Annotated in this window: 14 protein-coding genes; 8 read left to right on the top strand and 6 right to left on the bottom strand. The window is 72.9% G+C overall.

Features of this window, described 5'->3' with window-relative positions; genetic code table 11:
* Nucleotides 1-206: 206 nt before the first annotated feature.
* The 5 genes from LJ221_RS14675 to LJ221_RS14655 all read right to left on the bottom strand — a co-directional run bounded on the left by LJ221_RS14675 (nt 207) and on the right by LJ221_RS14655 (nt 5,880).
* Nucleotides 207-1,445: a styrene monooxygenase/indole monooxygenase family protein gene (locus tag LJ221_RS14675; RefSeq protein WP_241717126.1), complete on the bottom strand. Its 1,239-nt coding sequence runs from the start codon at nt 1,443-1,445 to the stop codon at nt 207-209.
* Between the two features lie 117 nt (nt 1,446-1,562).
* Nucleotides 1,563-2,180: an ATP/GTP-binding protein gene (locus tag LJ221_RS14670; RefSeq protein ID WP_241717124.1), complete on the bottom strand. Its 618-nt coding sequence runs from the start codon at nt 2,178-2,180 to the stop codon at nt 1,563-1,565.
* A gap of 81 nt (nt 2,181-2,261) precedes the next feature.
* Complete coding sequence (locus LJ221_RS14665; RefSeq protein WP_093662003.1) at nt 2,262-2,651, bottom strand: DUF742 domain-containing protein; 390 nt, start codon at nt 2,649-2,651, stop codon at nt 2,262-2,264.
* Complete coding sequence (locus LJ221_RS14660) at nt 2,648-3,193, bottom strand: roadblock/LC7 domain-containing protein (RefSeq protein ID WP_241717122.1); 546 nt, start codon at nt 3,191-3,193, stop codon at nt 2,648-2,650. The genes LJ221_RS14665 and LJ221_RS14660 overlap by 4 nt, the downstream gene beginning before the upstream one ends.
* Nucleotides 3,190-5,880 (bottom strand): nitrate- and nitrite sensing domain-containing protein, encoded by a 2,691-nt coding sequence (locus tag LJ221_RS14655; RefSeq protein WP_241717121.1) that lies wholly within the window; start codon nt 5,878-5,880, stop codon nt 3,190-3,192. Before LJ221_RS14655 ends, LJ221_RS14660 begins: the two co-directional genes overlap by 4 nt.
* A 474-nt stretch (nt 5,881-6,354) precedes the next feature.
* On the opposite strand from LJ221_RS14655, the gene LJ221_RS14650 reads away from it, so the two are divergent.
* From LJ221_RS14650 to LJ221_RS14615, 8 genes are all read left to right on the top strand, one after another.
* Nucleotides 6,355-7,185, top strand: coding sequence for a hypothetical protein (locus LJ221_RS14650; protein ID WP_241717119.1), 831 nt, complete (start codon nt 6,355-6,357; stop codon nt 7,183-7,185).
* Nucleotides 7,186-7,436: 251 nt separating this feature from the next.
* On the top strand, nt 7,437-8,168 hold the full coding sequence (locus LJ221_RS14645; RefSeq protein WP_241717117.1) for a spermidine synthase: 732 nt from the start codon (nt 7,437-7,439) through the stop codon (nt 8,166-8,168).
* Between the two features lie 58 nt (nt 8,169-8,226).
* The gene (locus LJ221_RS14640) at nt 8,227-8,988 is read left to right on the top strand and encodes a response regulator transcription factor (protein ID WP_241717115.1); all 762 of its coding nucleotides are present in this window, start codon (nt 8,227-8,229) and stop codon (nt 8,986-8,988) included.
* Nucleotides 8,985-10,079, top strand: a complete 1,095-nt coding sequence (locus tag LJ221_RS14635; protein ID WP_241717113.1) for an ATP-binding protein — start codon at nt 8,985-8,987, stop codon at nt 10,077-10,079. Before LJ221_RS14640 ends, LJ221_RS14635 begins: the two co-directional genes overlap by 4 nt.
* Before the next feature lie 232 nt (nt 10,080-10,311).
* Nucleotides 10,312-14,121: a multifunctional oxoglutarate decarboxylase/oxoglutarate dehydrogenase thiamine pyrophosphate-binding subunit/dihydrolipoyllysine-residue succinyltransferase subunit gene (locus tag LJ221_RS14630; RefSeq protein ID WP_241717111.1), complete on the top strand. Its 3,810-nt coding sequence runs from the start codon at nt 10,312-10,314 to the stop codon at nt 14,119-14,121.
* A gap of 110 nt (nt 14,122-14,231) precedes the next feature.
* Nucleotides 14,232-14,408, top strand: a complete 177-nt coding sequence (locus tag LJ221_RS14625; RefSeq protein WP_093847737.1) for a DUF6104 family protein — start codon at nt 14,232-14,234, stop codon at nt 14,406-14,408.
* Between the two features lie 90 nt (nt 14,409-14,498).
* Nucleotides 14,499-15,431 carry a DUF4097 domain-containing protein gene (locus LJ221_RS14620; protein WP_374228455.1) on the top strand — a complete coding sequence of 311 codons (933 nt, stop codon included), beginning with the start codon at nt 14,499-14,501 and terminating at the stop codon, nt 15,429-15,431.
* Nucleotide 15,432: 1 nt separating this feature from the next.
* Nucleotides 15,433-16,521 carry a helix-turn-helix transcriptional regulator gene (locus LJ221_RS14615; RefSeq protein ID WP_241717109.1) on the top strand — a complete coding sequence of 363 codons (1,089 nt, stop codon included), beginning with the start codon at nt 15,433-15,435 and terminating at the stop codon, nt 16,519-16,521.
* A 45-nt stretch (nt 16,522-16,566) separates the two neighbouring features.
* Here LJ221_RS14615 and LJ221_RS14610 read toward each other — a convergent pair whose 3' ends face one another.
* On the bottom strand, nt 16,567-17,529 hold the full coding sequence (locus LJ221_RS14610) for a zinc-binding dehydrogenase (protein WP_241717107.1): 963 nt from the start codon (nt 17,527-17,529) through the stop codon (nt 16,567-16,569).
* Between the last annotated feature and the right edge of the window lie 151 nt (nt 17,530-17,680).

The raw sequence follows: 17,680 nt of genomic DNA, 5'->3' as shown, positions 1-17,680 counted from the left end.
CGGCGCACTGGACCGGCAGCTCTCGCTCGCCGCCGACAGCGGGCGCCGCCGGGACGAGGCCGCGCGGCGCCTGGCGGAGGTGGAGCGGGCGCTCGCCTCGCTCGGCGACGACGAACTGGCCGTGCTGCGCCGCGCGGAGGCGGCGCGGCAGGGCCGGTGAGACATGCGCAGGTGGTGAGGAGGCTCAGAGGTGGTGAGGAGTGCGCTCAGGCCGGGGCCAGGCTCGCCAGGTACGCCTGGGCCTTCTCCGGGTCGAAGAACCAGTCCTCCAGGTCGGACGGGTCGCTGAAGGCGTTGGCGAAGCGGTTCGCCAGCTCCTGGTGCTCCATGCCGGCCCCGATCAGCCGCAGTACGTGCTCCGGCGGCGGCGCCAGCAGCCCGTTCGACCACTTGGTGACGTGCCGGGCGGTGTCCTCCCAGAAGCGTTCGAAGGTGGCCCGCATCCACTCCTCGTCGAACGGCCTGTCCCCGTGCTCCAGGATGGCGGCCAGATAGGTGGCGGCGCACTTGGAGGCGGTGTTGGAGCCCTGGCCGGTGATCGGGTCGTTGGCCACCACCACGTCCGCCACGCCGAGCACCGCGCCGCCCGAGGGGAGGCGGCCGACCGGCTTGCGGACGGTCGGCGCGTAGCGGCCGGCGAGCGTGCCGCCCGCGTCGGTCAGCTCGACGCCGCGGGCCCGCTCGTACTCCCAGGGAGTGAAACGCTTCATCAGCTCCAGCGTCAGGTCCAGGTGCTGCGCGGGGTCCTTGACGCCCTGGAAGACGTCCAGCGGACCGCCGGGGATTCCCTCCCAGAACATGATGTCGCAGGGGCCGGAGACGGTGTAGCCGGGGATCATGAACAACTCGCCGACGCCCGGCACCAGGTTGAAGCGCACCGCCAGCGTCCCGGGGTGCTCCGGACGCCGCTCCAGGCCGTGCACGTAGGAGACCGCCAGCGCGCGCTGCGGCTTGTCGTACGGCGAGCGCGCGGCGTCGCGCTCGAACATCGTGACCAGTTCGCCCTTGCCGGCCGCGACGAGCACCAGGTCGTAGGTGCGGGCGAAGAAGTCCAGGTCGGAGACGGCCGCGCCGTGGATGACGAGCTGACCACCGCGCTGGGCGAAGGTCTCCAGCCAGCCGGCCATCTTCACGCGCTGGTCGATCGACTGCGCGTACCCGTCCAGGTGGCCCACCCAGTCGATGACGCGCGAGCCCTCGGGGCCGACGACGGAGACGCCCAGACCCTCGGTGCGCGGGCTCTGGTCCTCCCAGAAGTTGATCTCCAGGTCGCGCTCGTGCTGGAGCGCCTGGTCGAACATGCACTGGGTGGACATGACCCGGCCACCGCGGATCTCGTCCGCCGTGCGGTTCGACATCACGGTGACCTCGTAACCGTACGACTGGAGGCCGAGCGCGAGCTGGAGACCGGACTGGCCGGCTCCGACGATGAGTATCTTCCGCATGGCGGTTCTCCCCTGGGGTGCCTGGGTGATGAGGTGCCTGGGTGATGGGGTGCCTGGGTGTGGGGGTTTCGCGGAGCGCCCTTTCACGGGGCGCCGAGGCGGGACCGGGGCTGCCGGTCAGGCGGGGGCGAGGTCCAGCGCGTGGCCGACGAGCGCCGACAGCGAGTCGATGACCGTGTCCCGCTCGCGCGCGTCCATGATGACCACGGGCACACGCTCGGGAACGGACAGCGCCTCGCGCACGTCCTCGGCCTCGTAGTACTCCGTTCCCTCGAAGTGGTTGACGGCGACGACGTAGGGAAGGGCGCAGCTCTCGAAGTAGTCGAGCGCCGGGAAGCAGTCCTCCAGCCGCCGGGTGTCGGCCATCACCACCGCGCCGATCGCACCGCGCGCCAGGTCGTCCCACATGAACCAGAAGCGCCGCTGGCCGGGGGTGCCGAAGAGGTACAGCACCAGGTCGGCGTCGAGGGTGACGCGGCCGAAGTCCATGGCGACGGTGGTCGTGGTCTTCTCGGGAGTGGCCGTGATGTCGTCGGTTTCCTCGCTCGCCCGGGTCATCACCGCCTCGGTGGTCAGCGGTTCGATCTCGGAGACCGAGCCGACGAAGGTCGTCTTGCCCACGCCGAAGCCTCCCGCCACCACGATCTTGACGGAGATCGGGGCGCGTCCGCGCTCCTCCTGCCAGGGCTGGAGCTTCTCGGCGCTCTGTGCCGGGTCGTTCACGGCGTCCACCACGGGTCTTTCTCGGGGGTCTGCTTCGGGTCTGCGTCGGTGTCTGTGTCCGGCTGCTGCGCCGGGCGGGTACGGGAGGGCCCGTCAGAGCCTGCGGAGTCCGCCCAGCACCCTCTCCAGCAGTGCGCGGTCGGGGCGGTCGTTGTCGTAGCCGGTGCCGTAGACCCGTATGCGTCCCTGGTCGGCGAGGTCGCTGAGCAGTACGCGCACCACACCCAGCGGCATCCGCAGGCGGGCCGCGATCTCGGCGACCGAGCGCATCCGGCGGCACAGTTCGACGATGGCCCGCATCTCGGGCATCACCCGGTCGCGCAGTCCCCCCGAGGTCAGCTCCAGGCGTGCCTCGGGGGCCTCGATGGCGGCGACGAGGGTCTCCACCAGCAGGACGTGCCCGAAGCGGGTGCGGCCGCCGGTCAGCGAGTAGGGGCGCACGCGCGCGGGTTTGCGTACGGGCAGTGGGCTGTGGGAAGTCACTGGTCCAGCTCCATCGACGTGCGCAGCTCGGTGCGGAGTTCGGGGGTGAGGACGTGTCCGGCCCGGCCGACGAAGAGAGCCATGTGGTACGCGACGACGCTCATGTCGCAGTCGGGTGCGGCGTGGACGCCGAGCAGCGAGCCGTCGCTGATCGACATCACGAACAGGCTGCCCTCGTCCATCGCGACCATGGTCTGCTTGACGGGCCCGGCGTCCATCAGCTTGGAGGCGCCCTGGGTGAGGGAGCCGAGGCCGGAGACGATCGTGGCCAGGTCGGCGCCGACCTCCCGGGGACCGTGTTCCCGTCCTCCCGGCGCCCGGCGCGGGGCAGCGCCCCCCGCGCGCTCCCCTCCGTCCGGTCCACCGCCGGGACCGGTGTCCCCGGCGGCTCTGCCCGGTTCGGAGGAGAGCAGGAGCAGGCCGTCGGACGACACCACGGCGACGGACCGTACGCCGGGGACCTCGTCGACCAGGTTGGACAGCAGCCAGCGCAGGTTGCGTGCCTGCCTGCTGGGTGTGTGTGCGGTGGTGGGCGCGTTCACTTGCGTGCCTCCTCGACAGTGCCACCCGTGTCCGTCGCCTCCGCGCGGACTTCCGCCGGGCCGTCGCTCCGTCCGGCGGTGGCCCGGTCGGCGGTGCTCCGGTCGGCGTCGATCTGCGCCGCCGCGTCGCGCTGGCCGTCCCGGGCGCCCTGCTGGAAGCCGCCGAGCCGCCTGCGCAGCTCATCGGCCTTCAGCCCGCCCGTGCGGGGGCGGGGGATGTCGGCTCCGGTCTCCACGGTCCGCGGTGTGCGTTTGGGGAGCCCCTTGGCGGTGACGACCCGCGGGGCGTGGGGGGTTCCGTCCTCCGGTGCGGGCGCCGTCTGCGGAGCCGCCGCGGGCGCCTCGTCCAGGGGCCGGGTGTGCTCGCGGAGGTCCTCGGGTTCGACGTGGTACGGGCTCGCGGCCCGGACCAGGGCGTCACGCGCGGTATCGGCCGCGGCCTCGTCGGCCTCCGCCGCATCGGTGTCCTCGGTGATCCGGGGAATCGGCGCGGTCTCGGTGACATCGGCGGTGCCGGAGGGGCCGACGCCCGCGCTCCCGCCGTCCGCTCCCGTGCCCGGTGCGTCCGTGTCCGGTGCGTCCGTGTCCGGTGCGTCCGTGTCCGGTGCGTCCGTCTCCGCCGGGCGTACGCGGTCCGGACGGGGCGGCAGCGCATTGCCGTTGGCCTCGGCGACCGTGCCCGGCAGGGGCTGCGCGGTGCCCGCGGTGGCGGTTCTGGCCCCCGCGAGGGCTCCGGGCACCGGGCGGTCGGGCAGCAGGGCGCGCGGCAGGACGGCGACCGCGGCGATGCCGCCCTGTTTCTGCTCGCGCAGCTGCACCCGCACGCCGTGCCGCGCGGCGAGCCGGGCCACCACGTACAGGCCCATGCCGAGCACGTCGTCGTCCTCGGGGGCGCCGAGGACGCCGTCGGCCAGCTTGGCGTTCAGCTCGGCCAGCCGCTCGGGGGGGGAACCAATGCCCTCGTCCTGGACGGAGAGCATGATCTCGCCGTTCTCCAGCATCCAGCCCGACAGCCGCACCTCGGCCTCCGGCGGCGAGAAGGCGGTGGCGTTGTCGACCAGTTCGGCGATCAGGTGGCTGATGTCGTCGGCGGCGGAGCCGGAGACCCGGGCGTGCGGTGGCAGCGTGGCGATCTCCACCCGCTCGTAGCGCTCGATCTCGCTGACCGCGGCGCGCAGCACGTCCAGCAGCGGCACCGGTTCCAGATGGCCGGTGGTGTGCTCGGAACCCGCCAGGAGGAGCAGGTTCTCGCTGTGGCGGCGCATCCGGGTGGCGAGGTGGTCGAGTTTGAACAGGGCGGCGAGCCGCTCCGGCTCCTTCTCCTCGTGCTCCATGGACTCGATCAGGGCGAGCTGCCGCTCCACCAGTCCCAGGGTCCGCAGTCCGAGGTGCGTGAACGTGCCACGGGAGGCGCCCTGACGGCGCTCCGGATGCCCCTCTCCGGCGCCCTTCGCGGACCCGTGGTCGCGCAGCAGCCTTTCGTGCTCGGCGGTCAGAGCGGTCAACCGCTCGCGCGCGGAAGCGAGTTCGGCTGCGAGGTCGGCGTCGTCGGCCTCGCGCGCTGGACCGGCCGCCGCCCCAGCCCGGACGGCGCGCTCGTGCAGCTCGACGGCGGTGGCCCGCAGGCGGTTGACGACGCGTACGACGTCGGCGAACTCGTCGTCGCGGCCGGTGTAGACCACCGGGCCCTCGCCCACCGGATCGGCGGCCACCCGTTCGCCGCCGCGCCGCAGGACGGCCAGCGGGCGGGCCACCGAACGCGCGGTCTGCACGCTGACGCCGACGGCGAGCAGCAGACAGATCCCGAGCAGGGCGGCGCGCAGCTCCAGCGCCGTGACGTCGTCGTCACGCAGTCCCTCCAGCCTCTTCACCTCGGTGGCCGCCAGTGAGGACTCCATGCTGCGCATGCGGTCCACCCGGGCGGTGAGCGCGGCCTCCACCTGGTCGGTGTTCAGGGCGCGGTCCTGGTCGTCCAGGAGCGGCTGGTCGGTGAGGCGGGCCAGGTAGCGCTCGGCCAGCGTCACGTCGGCGCCGGTGACGGTCCTGGCGTACGCGTCGCGGGCGGGAGCGAGCGCGCTCCGGTCGAAGTCCGCGAGGGCGGCCTGCTCGCGCAGGTGGGCCTGCTGGGCGGCGGCGGCCAGGCGCGGTTGCCCGCCCTGCGCGGCGAGCGCGGCCAGCAGCAGCCCGCGGGCGGCGGAGGCATGCTCGACGGCGCGCCCGAGATCGGGAAACGCGTCGGCCGTGGCGTTCTCGGCGCGTGCGGGCAGGGCGCGGGCGGTGGCGGCGGTGATGCCACCGAGGGACCGGATGAGCCGGGTGTACGCCTCGTAGGCCTCGACTGCGCCGCCCTCACCGGCCACCGCCCGCTGCCGGATGTCGGGGAAGGCGTCGAGCAGTGCCCGTATGTCGGCGGGAGCGTCAGCCCTCAGCTCCCTGATACCGCGGTCCACCCGGGCGTGTTCCCCCTCGGAGGGCTCACCGCCGCCCGCGGCGATACGGCGGACGACGGCGTCGCGCTCGTCGGCCAGGGCGTGGGAGAGCGAGACCGCGCGGCGTCCCAGATCGGCGCGGTCGACCAGCCGCTGGGAGTCGGCCAGATCGCGCGAGGCGATGGCCACCGAGGGCGCGCCCGCGGCGAGTACGGCGGCGGCGCACAGGACGACGGAGGCGAGGAGCCTGTTGCGCACCCGCGCCCGGCGCCCGGCGGGGGGCGGTGTGGAGGCTGCGCCGTCCTGGTGGTCCCGCCGGCTGCTCCGGTGTCGCTTCTTGCCCACCCGTGCTCGCAATCTCGTTCCGCCGTCCCGGACCGGTCCGGGACGCGACAGTCCAATGTGTGCGGCATGGGACCGCATCCCGTCCGTTCACGGCTGTCCGCGGCAGCAGACGTTCTCGTCGTCGCGGCGGATGCGGAGGCGGTCCTCCTGCCGGGCCACTCGGAGGAGTGAACATCACCGGAGAGTCGCCGAACAACTCCCACGTCGCGGCCAGTTCGGCCACACACCGGCCGGGGGCTGGAAATCCGTCCGGCCTTTTGGCACCATTCGCGCCCACCGCTTCGCGGACACCCCGATTCCGGTAGAACTCCGACGAAGAGCCGCAGGTCGCGACACTGGTCCAGACCTACCCCGCTTCACCGGGCCCGCTCCGGCACACTGGCGCGCATGCGGATCGAGATGGCGAGCGAGCCCGGCGACCCCCGGGTCCCCAACGAGGACTACGCGTCGGTAGCCCTACCTGCGGCGGGAAGCGGCGGGGCGCTGGTGGTGCTGGACGGCGTGACTCCGCCCGCGGGGGACACCGGGTGCGCGCACGGCGTGCCGTGGTACGTGGCCCGTCTGGGCGGGGCACTGCTCGAACTGTCCGGTTCGCGGCGGGATATGCCGCTCGGGGAGTGCCTCGCCTCCGCCATCGGACGGACCGCCTCCTCCCACGGCCCGGGGTGTGACCTTTCTCACTCGCGCACCCCACAGGCAACGGTGGTGCTGGCCCGCTGGGACGACTCGGCCGTCGAGCACCTGGTGCTCTCCGATTCGGCGCTGCTGGTGGAGTACGCGGACGGGTCGGTGACGCCCGTCCTCGACACCCGGCTGGACGGTCTGCGGCCCGCCGCGCGGGCGCTGCCCCGGGCCGAGCGGACCGCGTACCTGGAGTCCCTGCGCAACGCGGAGGGCGGCTTCTTCACCGCCGCGGCCGACCCGGCGGTGGCCGGTCGCGCGGTGGTGGGCTCGGCGCCCCGCGAACGGGTGCGCGCGCTGGCCGCGCTGAGCGATGGCGCGACACGCTGGACGGACATCTTCCGCCTGGGCGACCGGACCGCGCTGATGACGGTGCTCCGCGAGGAGGGACCCGGGTCGCTGATCGGCCGGGTGCGCACCGCGGAGTCGGCCGACCGCGCCGGCGTGGCCTTCCCGCGCGGCAAGGCGCACGACGACGCGACGGCCGTACTGGTGGAGTTCCGGGCCACGACCGGGTTCACCGAGCCGGCCCCCTGACGGCGTGTACGATCCGGCCCGGCATCGCGCCGACGCGGGTCCGGCGGCACCAGCGCCCCGGGCAGTGTGAGCGTCACGGGCGACGGGAACGTGGTCTCTCCCCCGGCGGGTGGGTCGAGCCGAAGCCACTCGACGCCCTCCCACCGCCCGGGAGGCGCGCCGTGTTCCCCGGCCCTGTGTTCGCTGCGAGCGATCACCGCGCTCACCGGCCCGCCCACCGCTCCGTGCCCGCCACCGGCAGGATGGTCGGCATGACGGCCGACACGCGCTCCCCGTACCCCCCGTACGAGACGACGGCCGGCCACGGGGCCGGCGCTCCCCACGTGCTGGACCGCCGCGACGGCCCCCACGGCGAGGTCGTGCTGCGGCGGCACGGTGCTCTGCTCCAGATCATCGCCAACGGCTGCTTCCTGATGGACACCTCCGACGGCCGATCCGAGCGCCTGCTGGTGAGGGCCGCGCTCCGGGAGCTGGACGCCGGTGGCGGCCGGCCCTCGCCGGCCGTACTGATCGGCGGGCTGGGCGTCGGCTTCTCCCTGGCCGAGGCGGCGGCCGAGCCGCGCTGGGGGCGGATCACGGTGGTCGAGCGGGAGGAGGCGGTAATCGACTGGCACCGCGACGGCCCGCTCGGCGAGGTCTCCTCCGGCGCGCTGTCCGATCCCCGGGTGCGGATCGTCCGCGCCGACCTCCTGGCACACCTGACCGGCGGCGGCGACCCGTACGACGCCCTGTGCCTGGACATCGACAACGGCCCGGACTGGACGGTCACCGAGGACAACGGCTCGCTCTACACCCCCGCCGGGCTCGCCGCGTGCGCCCGGCGGCTCGCCCCGGACGGGATGCTGGCCGTGTGGTCCGCGCAGCCGTCCGGGGCGTTCGGCGAGGCGCTCCGGAATGCCGGGTTCAGACGGGTGCGCACCGAAGAGGTCCCCGTCGCCCGAGGCGTCCCGGACGTGGTCCACCTGGCCACCCGACCGGCGTAGCGCACCACACACGCGCCCTTTACGCTCTAGCGAGAAACCGAGCGGTAGGGCGAGACGTATGGACCACAGGAACACCACGCAGTCCCACGGCGGCGCCGCCGCTGCCACCCCGGGCGCCCAGCGCCGGATCCTGGTCGTGGAGGACGATCCGACCATCACCGAGGCGGTCGCCGCCCGGCTGCGCGCCGAGGGCTTCCAGGTCCGCACCGCCGGGGACGGCCCGGCGGCGGTGGAGGCGGCCGAGACGTGGCAGCCCGACCTGCTGGTGCTGGACGTGATGCTGCCGGGCTTCGACGGCCTGGAGGTCTGCCGCCGGGTGCAGGCGCAGCGGCCGGTTCCGGTACTGATGCTCACCGCCCGGGACGACGAGACCGACATGCTGATCGGCCTGGGGGTCGGCGCGGACGACTACATGACCAAGCCCTTCTCCATGCGGGAACTGGTCGCGCGCGCCCACGTCCTGTTGCGCCGCGTGGAGCGGGCCGCGATCGCCGCGTCCTCCCCGCGCTCGGGCACGCTGCGGCTGGGTGAGCTGGAGATCGACAACGCCCAGCGCCGGGTGCGGGTCTCCGGCCGGGACGTCCACCTCACCCCGACCGAGTTCGACCTGCTGGTCTGCCTGGCCAACTCCCCCCGCGCGGTGCTCTCCCGCGAGCAGCTGCTGGCCGAGGTGTGGGACTGGGCGGACGCCTCGGGTACCCGTACGGTCGACAGCCACATCAAGGCGCTGCGCCGGAAGATCGGCGCGGAGCGGATACGTACCGTCCACGGCGTCGGCTACGCGCTGGAGACGCCCGCGCCCGCCCCCGATTGGACGTGAGCGCGCCGGGCGCGGGCCGCGGCCGGCGCTCCCTGTGGAACCGGTTCTGGGAGGGCGTGCGCCCCGTGGACCCGTTCCGCTCGGTGAAGGCCGCGCTGGGCGCGCTGGTGATCGTCACGGTGGCCATCACCACCCTGCTGACCATCGTCGCGGTCCACTCGGCCATCGAGCTGCGGGTGATCGCCCTGCTCGCGGTGATCGCCTCGCTGGTGGTCACCCAGTTCGTGGCGCACGGGCTGGCCGCGCCGCTGGACGAGATGACGGACGCCGCCCGCTGGATGGCCCGCGGCGACTACAGCCGGCGGGTCCGCGTGGACCGCCGCGACGAGCTGGGCGAGCTGGCCGGGACCTTCAACAGCATGGCCGCCGACCTGGCGGCCGCCGACCGGCACCGCAAGGAGCTGGTGGCCAACGTCTCGCACGAACTGCGCACCCCGATCGCGGCGCTGCGCGCGGTGCTGGAGAACGTGGTGGACGGGGTCTCCGAGGCCGATCCGGCGACGATGGACATCGCGCTGCGGCAGACCGAGCGCCTGGGCCGCCTGGTGGAGCACCTGCTGGACCTGTCCAGGCTCGACAACGGGGTGGTGCCGCTGCACTCCCGCCGTTTCGAGGTGTGGCCCTACCTGGCGGGCGTGCTCAAGGAGGCCAACATGACCAAGGGTCAGGGACACTCCCGCACCGATGTCCACCTCCATCTGGAGGTGACTCCCTCGGGCATGGTCGCGTACGCCGACACCGAGCGGCTGCACCAGGTGGTCGCCAACCTGATCGACAACGCCGTCAAGCACAGTCCGCCCCACGGCCGGGTGACGGTGCGGGCGCGTCCCGGCCGGGCGCCGCTGAGTCTGGAGCTGGAGGTGCTGGACGAGGGCCCGGGGATCCCGGAGGCGGACCGCGCCAGGGTGTTCGAGCGCTTCGGCCGCTCGGCCTCGGCCGAGGGCGGCGACGGCGGCACGGGGCTGGGGCTGGCCATCGCGCGCTGGGCGGTGGACCTGCACGGCGGGCGGATCGGAGTGGCCGAGTCCCCGAGCGGCTGCCGGATCCTCGTCACTCTTCCCGGCGATACGCCCGGACCGGAGTTGACGTAGTCTCGAAGCAGCCGCGAGGTGAGGGAGCGAGGCGGGGCCACTCCCGGAGTGCTTCCTTCCCCGAAAGAGGCGAACTATGTTCGTTTCCCGCCGAAGAATGCGCCGAAACACACCTGTGAATGTGACTTAGGCGACGCAAACACCATGCCGACTGCACCGAACGGCGCAGGGAGCGTAGCCTTTATTTCTGCTGTCCACCCACACAGGTAAGCGGAAGAGGGCGGTTGCCGCCGTGTCGCCACAGGCCCCCAAGACTTCGAGTTCTCCCAGGACCGAGCAGGACGGGCAGGGCAAGAGTCCTGCCGCCGGCTTCGGTGCCAACGAGTGGCTCGTCGACGAGATCTACCAGCAGTACCTCCAGGACCCGAACTCCGTGGACCGGGCCTGGTGGGACTTCTTCGCCGACTACAAGCCCGGACAGGCCGCCGGAGGAGCCGCGGCCCCCAGCGCGTCGAAGCCCGCGGGCGAGTCCCAGGCGTCACATGCCTCCCAGCCGCGGCAGACGACGGCGCCCGCCGCGAAGTCCACCGAGGCTCCCGCGGCCAAGTCCGCCGAACACACTCCCCCGAAGGGCGAGCCCGCGGTCAAGGCCACCCCCACGAAGAGCGAGTCCGCCGCCAACGCCGCGCCCGCCGGGAGCGAGCCCGCCGACAGCGGGGACGGCGGGGCGGCCGGCCCGGAGTACGTGCCGCTGCGCGGCCCGTCCGCCGCGGTCGCCCGGAACATGAACGCCTCGCTGGAGCTGCCCACCGCCACGTCGGTGCGCGCGATCCCGGTGAAGCTGCTGGTCGACAACCGCATCGTCATCAACAACCACCTCAAGCGCGCCCGCGGCGGCAAGGTGTCCTTCACGCACCTCATCGGCTACGCCATGGTGCAGGCGCTCAAGGCAATGCCGTCGATGAACCACTCGTACACCGAGAGGGACGGCAAGCCGACGCTGGTCAGGCCCGACCACGTCAACCTCGGCCTGGCCATCGACCTGGTGAAGCCGGGCGGCGCCCGCCAGCTCGTGGTGGCCGCCATCAAGAAGGCCGAGACGCTGACCTTCTTCGAGTTCTGGCAGGCCTACGAGGACATCGTGCGCCGCGCCCGGAACAACAAGCTGACGATGGAGGACTTCTCCGGCGTCACCGCGTCGCTGACCAACCCCGGCGGCATCGGCACCGTCCACTCGGTGCCGCGCCTGATGCCCGGCCAGGGCCTGATCATCGGCGTCGGCGCGATGGAGTACCCGGCGGAGTTCCAGGGCACCTCGCAGGACACCCTGAACAAGCTGGGTGTCTCCAAGGTCATGACGCTGACCAGCACCTACGACCACCGCGTGATCCAGGGCGCCGCCTCCGGCGAGTTCCTGCGGATCATGCACCAGCTGCTGCTCGGCGAGAACGACTTCTACGACGAGATCTTCAAGGCGCTGCGCATCCCCTACGAGCCGGTGCGCTGGCTGCGCGACATCGACGTCTCCCACGACGACGACGTCACCAAGGCCGCCCGCGTCTTCGACCTGATCCACTCCTACCGGGTCCGCGGCCACGTCATGGCCGACACCGACCCGCTGGAGTACAAGCAGCGCAAGCACCCCGACCTGGACATCACCGAGCACGGTCTCACCCTGTGGGACCTGGAACGGGAGTTCGCGGTCGGCGGCTTCGCCGGCAAGTCCCTGATGAAACTGCGCGACATCCTGGGTGTGCTGCGCGACTCGTACTGCCGCACCACCGGCATCGAGTACATGCACATCCAGGACCCCAAGCAGCGCAAGTGGATCCAGGACCGCGTCGAGCGCCCGCACTCCTCCCTGGAGCGCGACGAGCAGCTGCGCATCCTGCGCAGGCTGAACGCCGCCGAGGCGTTCGAGGTCTTCCTGCAGACCAAGTACGTGGGCCAGAAGCGCTTCTCGCTGGAGGGCGGCGAGTCCGTCATCCCGATGCTGGACGCCGTCCTCGACGCCGCCGCCGAGGCGCGTCTGGACGAGGTCGTCGTCGGCATGGCCCACCGCGGCCGTCTCAACGTGCTGGCCAACATCGTGGGCAAGTCCTACGCCCAGATCTTCCGCGAGTTCGAGGGCAACCTCGACCCGAAGTCGATGCACGGCTCCGGCGACGTGAAGTACCACCTGGGCGCCGAGGGCACCTTCACCGGCCTGGACGGCGAGGAGATCAAGGTCTCCCTCACCGCCAACCCCTCCCACCTGGAGGCCGTGGACCCGGTCGTGGAGGGCGTGGCCCGCGCCAAGCAGGACATCATCGGCAAGGGCGGCACGGACTTCACCGTCCTGCCCGTCCAGCTCCACGGCGACGCGGCCTTCGCGGGCCAGGGCGTGGTGGCCGAGACCCTGAACATGTCGCAGCTGCGCGGCTACCGCACCGGCGGCACCGTGCACGTGGTCATCAACAACCAGGTCGGTTTCACCGCCCCGCCGGAGTCGGCACGCTCCTCGATGTACGCCACGGACGTGGCACGGATGATCGAGGCGCCGGTCTTCCACGTCAACGGCGACGACCCGGAGGCGTGCGTGCGCGTGGCGCGGCTGGCCTTCGAGTTCCGCCAGGCCTTCAACAAGGATGTGGTGATCGACCTCATCTGCTACCGCCGCCGCGGTCACAACGAGGCCGACAACCCGCACTTCACCCAGCCGGTGATGTACAACCTGATCGACAGGAAACGCTCGGTGCGCAAGCTCTACACCGAGTCGCTGATCGGCCGGGGCGACATCACCCTGGAGGAGGCCGAGCAGGCTCTCCAGGACTTCCAGGGGCAGCTGGAGAAGGTCTTCACCGAGGTCCGCGACGCCACCAGCCAGCCGGCTCCGGCGGAGATGCCGGCCCCGCGGGCGGAGTTCCCGGTCTCGGTGGACACCGGCGTCAGCACGGAGGTCCTCAAGCGGATCGCCGAGTCCCAGGTCAACATCCCCGAGCGGATCACCGTCCACCCCAGGCTGATGCCGCAGCTCCAGCGCCGTGCGGCGATGGTGGAGGAGGACAGGATCGACTGGGCGATGGGCGAGACGCTCGCCGTCGGCTCGCTGCTGATGGAGGGCACCCCCGTCCGGCTGGCCGGACAGGACTCCCGCCGCGGCACCTTCGGCCAGCGCCACGCGGTGCTGGTGGACCGGGAGACCGGCGAGGACTACACCCCGCTGCTGTACCTGTCCGGGGACCAGGCGCGCTTCAACGTCTACGACTCGCTGCTGAGCGAGTACGCGGCGATGGGCTTCGAGTACGGCTACTCCCTGGCTCGTCCCGAGGCGCTGGTGATGTGGGAGGCGCAGTTCGGCGACTTCGTCAACGGCGCCCAGACGGTCGTGGACGAGTTCATCTCCTCGGCCGAGCAGAAGTGGGGCCAGACCTCCGGCGTCACGCTGCTGCTGCCGCACGGCTACGAGGGCCAGGGCCCGGACCACTCCTCGGCCCGGATCGAGCGCTTCCTCCAGCTGTGCGCGCAGAACAGCATGACGGTCGCGGCGCCGACCCTGCCGTCGAACTACTTCCACCTGCTGCGCTGGCAGGTGCACAACCCGCACCACAAGCCGCTGATCGTCTTCACCCCGAAGTCGATGCTCCGGCTCAAGGCGGCGACCTCGAAGGCGGCGGAGTTCACCTCCGGCGGCTTCCGTCCGGTGATCGGCGACGCCTCGGTGGACCCGGCGCAGGTGCGCAAGGTCGTCTTCTGCTCCGGCAAGGTCTACTACGACCTCGCCGCCGAGCGGAGCAAGCGGGGCGTGACCGACACCGCGATCATCCGGCTGGAGCGGCTGTACCCGCTGCCCAGCAAGGAGATCCAGGCCGAGATGGCCCGCTACTCCGGCGCCTCGACGATCGTGTGGGCGCAGGAGGAGCCGGCGAACCAGGGCGCGTGGCCGTTCATCGCCCTCAATCTGGTGGACCACCTCGACCTGTTCATCGGCTCGGGGAAGGCCCCGAACGCGGACCGGCTGCGCCGGGTCTCGCGTCCCTCGTCCTCCTCCCCGGCGGTGGGCTCCGCCAAGCGCCACCAGTCCGAGCAGCAGCAGCTGGTCGACGAGGTCTTCGACCTCTGAGGTCCGCGGGTGGCGCACGGGCCGTCGTCCCCCGCCCGTGCGCCGCCCGCGGATTCCCACGGGGCCCGTGGTACCGACGCACACCATCCGGCCCGGACAGGGAGACATCCATGTACTTCACCGACCGCGGTATCGAGGAGCTGGCGCAGCGGCGCGGCGAGGAGGAGGTCACCTTCGAGTGGCTCTCCGAGCAGCTGCGGACCTTCGTCGACCTCAACCCCGATTTCGAGGTGCCCGTCGAGCGGCTGGCGACCTGGCTGGCCCGCCTGGACGACGAGGACGAGTGACGGCGGGCGGTGACCGCGCCCGCGGTCCGGCCGAGCGGTCTCCTTGACTTCCCGCCACCGCGATATATCGTGTCTCCACAGGGACGCGATATGTCGTCATACGCCGATGTGGGGGAGGCCGCCGTGCCAGGCCGGTCCGAATGGTTCGTGGACGCGCCGTGCGGGCTCGTCCTCGACGAGGACGTCCACACCCTGCGGGTGCGCGTCGTGGGCGGCGCGGTGAACGTCGTCAGCGCCGACACCCCGCCCGCCAGGCTGGAGGTCGGGGCCGTCACCGGGCCTCCGCTGACCGTCCGCCTGGAGGACGGCACCCTCACGGTCGCCTACGACGACCTGCCCTGGAAGGGCTTTCTCACCCTCCTGGACCGCGAGAGGTGGCGGCACAGGGCCGATGTCTCGCTTGCCGTGCCCGCCGGCGTCCGGGTCGAGGTCGGTGTGGTCGGCGCCGACGCGGTGGTCACCGGGATCGAGGGGCGCACCGAGGTCCGCGGGATCACCGGCGGCATCACGCTGGTGGGCCTGCGCGGCGACGTACGGGCCGACACCGTCTCCGGCGGTGTCCAGGCGCAGGGCGTGACGGGGGGCCTGCGCTTCAACTCCGTCTCCGGCGATCTGACGGTCATCGACGGCGGCTCGCCGGTGCGGGCCGACTCCGTCAGCGGCGGCATGACGGTCGACCTGGCCCCGGCGCGGGAGCGGCGCACCGATGTCCGGCTGAGCTCCGTGTCGGGCGGGATAGCCCTGCGGCTGCCGGAGCCGGCCGACGCCGCGGTGGAGGCGAGCACCGCCGGGGGCGCGCTCTCCTGCGCCTTCGAGGGCCTGCGGATCTCCGGGCAGTGGGGCGCCAGGCGGATCACCGGCACCCTCGGCGCGGGCGACGGACTGCTGCGGGCCACCACCGTCTCCGGCTCGATCGCACTGCTGCGCCGCCCGGAGCCGGAGGCCGACGAGGAGGCCGGCGCGCTCTTCTCGGCCGACGGCACACCCGCGCCGGCCGAGCCCTCCCCCCATAAGGACGTGTGACATGCCCCCCGTCTTCGCCCACGGCCGACTGCGCCTGTACCTGCTGAAGCTGCTCGACGAGGCGCCGCGCCACGGCTACGAGGTGATCCGACTGCTGGAGGAGCGCTTCCAGGGGCTGTACGCGCCCTCGGCCGGCACCGTCTACCCGCGGCTGGCCAAGCTGGAGGCCGAGGGCCTGGTCAGCCACACCACCGAGGGTGGCCGCAAGGTCTACTCGCTCACCAACGCCGGCCGCTCCGAGCTCGCCGACAGACAGGGAGAGCTGACCGAGCTGGAGCTGGAACTCCACCAGTCGCTGGCGGCCCTGGCCGCCGACATCCGCGAGGACGTCAGCGGCACGGCCGGCGACCTGCGCCGCGAGATGCGGGAGGCGGCCGAGCGGACCCGTGGCGCCGACCGGGCCCCGGGCGCCGGTGAGGGCGAGGGCGGTGGTACGTCCGCGCCCGGCCGGGAGAAGGCATGGGAGGGCGCGTGGGAAGGCACCTGGGACGACAAGGACGCGCTGCGGGCCGCACGCGAGGAGATGCGCCGGGCCGGTGAGCAGTGGAAGGAACAGGCCCGCCGTGCCCGCCAGGAGGCCCAGCAGGCCAGGCTCCAGGCGCGCAAGGCCCGGCAGTCCCGGGACGCCGCCCGACAGGAGGCCGAGCGGATCGCCCGCCGGGTTCAGGAGCAGGTGCAGTCGCACGCCCGCCAGGGCGACTGGCAGGGCGCGGTGCGCGCGGGCATGTCGGAGCTGGGCAGGCACCTGGGCGGTCTGGGGAGCCTGGGCGGCCCGGGGGACCCGGGCGGTCCGGGCGGCGCCGGTGGCCGGAACACGTCCCGGCCGAAGCACACGGAGCCGGACGGACGGACGGGTCCGGCGCGGGAGCCGGCCCCGGAGTGGGCGGAGGAGCCCGCCACGCCCTCCGGCGACCCCGGGCGCGATCTGGAGCGGCTGCTGGACCGGTTCCGCGACGACGTGCGGGACGCGGCCCGCGACCACGGCGTGGGCGAGGAGCAGCTGCGCGAGGCCCGCCGCCATCTGTCGACCGCGGCGGCCCACCTCGTCGCCCTGCTGCGGTCGCGCGATCCGGAGAGCCCGAAGGAGTAGGTCTCCGGCGGGGCCCGCCCACAGGCGGGACGGGCCCGGGACGCGTCAGACCGTCAGGACGATCTTGCCGAAGAGATCACCCGCCGCCATCTTCTCGAAGCCCTCGCGGGCCCGGTCCAGCGGCAGCGTGGAGTCGATCACCGGGCGGACGCTCTTGGCCGCGCAGAAGTTCAGCAGCCCGGCCAGTTCCTCCTTGGAGCCCATCGTGGAGCCGACGACCTTCAGTTCCAGGAAGAAGATCCGGTTCAGCTCGGTGGTGGGCGGGTTCGGGCCGCTGGTGGCACCCGAGACGACCAGCCTTCCGCCGGGCTTGAGGGACTTCACCGAGTGGGACCAGGTGGCGGCCCCGACCGTCTCGATCACCGCGTCCATCCGGTGCGGCAGCCGCGCGCCGCTCTCGAAGGCGGCCTCGGCGCCCAGCTCCTCGGCCCGCCCGCGCTTGGCCTCGTCGCGGCTGGTGGCGAAGACCCGCAGGCCCGCCGCGGCGCCCAGCACGATGGCCGCCGTGGCGACTCCGCCGCCCGCGCCCTGCACCAGGACGGAGTCCCCGGGCCGCACCTCGGCGTTGGTGAAGAGCATCCGGTACGCGGTCAGCCAGGCCGTCGGCAGGCAGGCGGCCTCCTCGAAGGAGAGCTCCTTCGGCTTGGGCAGGACGTTCCACTGCGGTACGGCGACCCGCTCGGCGAAGGTGCCCTGGTACTTCTCGGTCAGGATCGAGGGCCGCTCGCGCGGCCCGACCCCGTGCCCGGTCGCGCCGACGACGGAGTAGAGCACGACCTCGTTGCCGTCGGCGTCCACCCCGGCCGCGTCGCAGCCGAGGATCATCGGCAGCGACTCCTCGCCCAGGCCGACGCCGCGCAGGGACCACAGGTCGTGGTGGTTGAGGGAGGCCGCCTTGACGTCGATGGTCGTCCAGCCGAGCGGAACGTCCGGCTCCGGACGCTCGCCCAGCTCGAGTCCGCTCAGCGGCTTGTCACGGTCGATGCGCGCGGCATAGGCAGCAAACATGATCCAAACCCTAGGACGCGCCGGGCCGCCGGGGAACAGGACAGCGGTGTGACACGCGCCGCCGGCCCGCTGGGGCGGCCGGCGGTGCGACGGCGCAGGAAAGCCGCAGGGGGGGGGGGGGGGGGGGGGGGGGGGGGGGGGGGGGGGGGGG

The sequence above is a fragment of the Streptomyces sp. CNQ085 genome (genome assembly GCF_022614595.1).
Classification (GTDB): Bacteria; Actinomycetota; Actinomycetes; order Streptomycetales; family Streptomycetaceae; genus Streptomyces.
The sequence above is the reverse complement of the archived record's forward strand: the minus strand, read 5'-3'. Positions and strand labels throughout refer to the sequence as shown.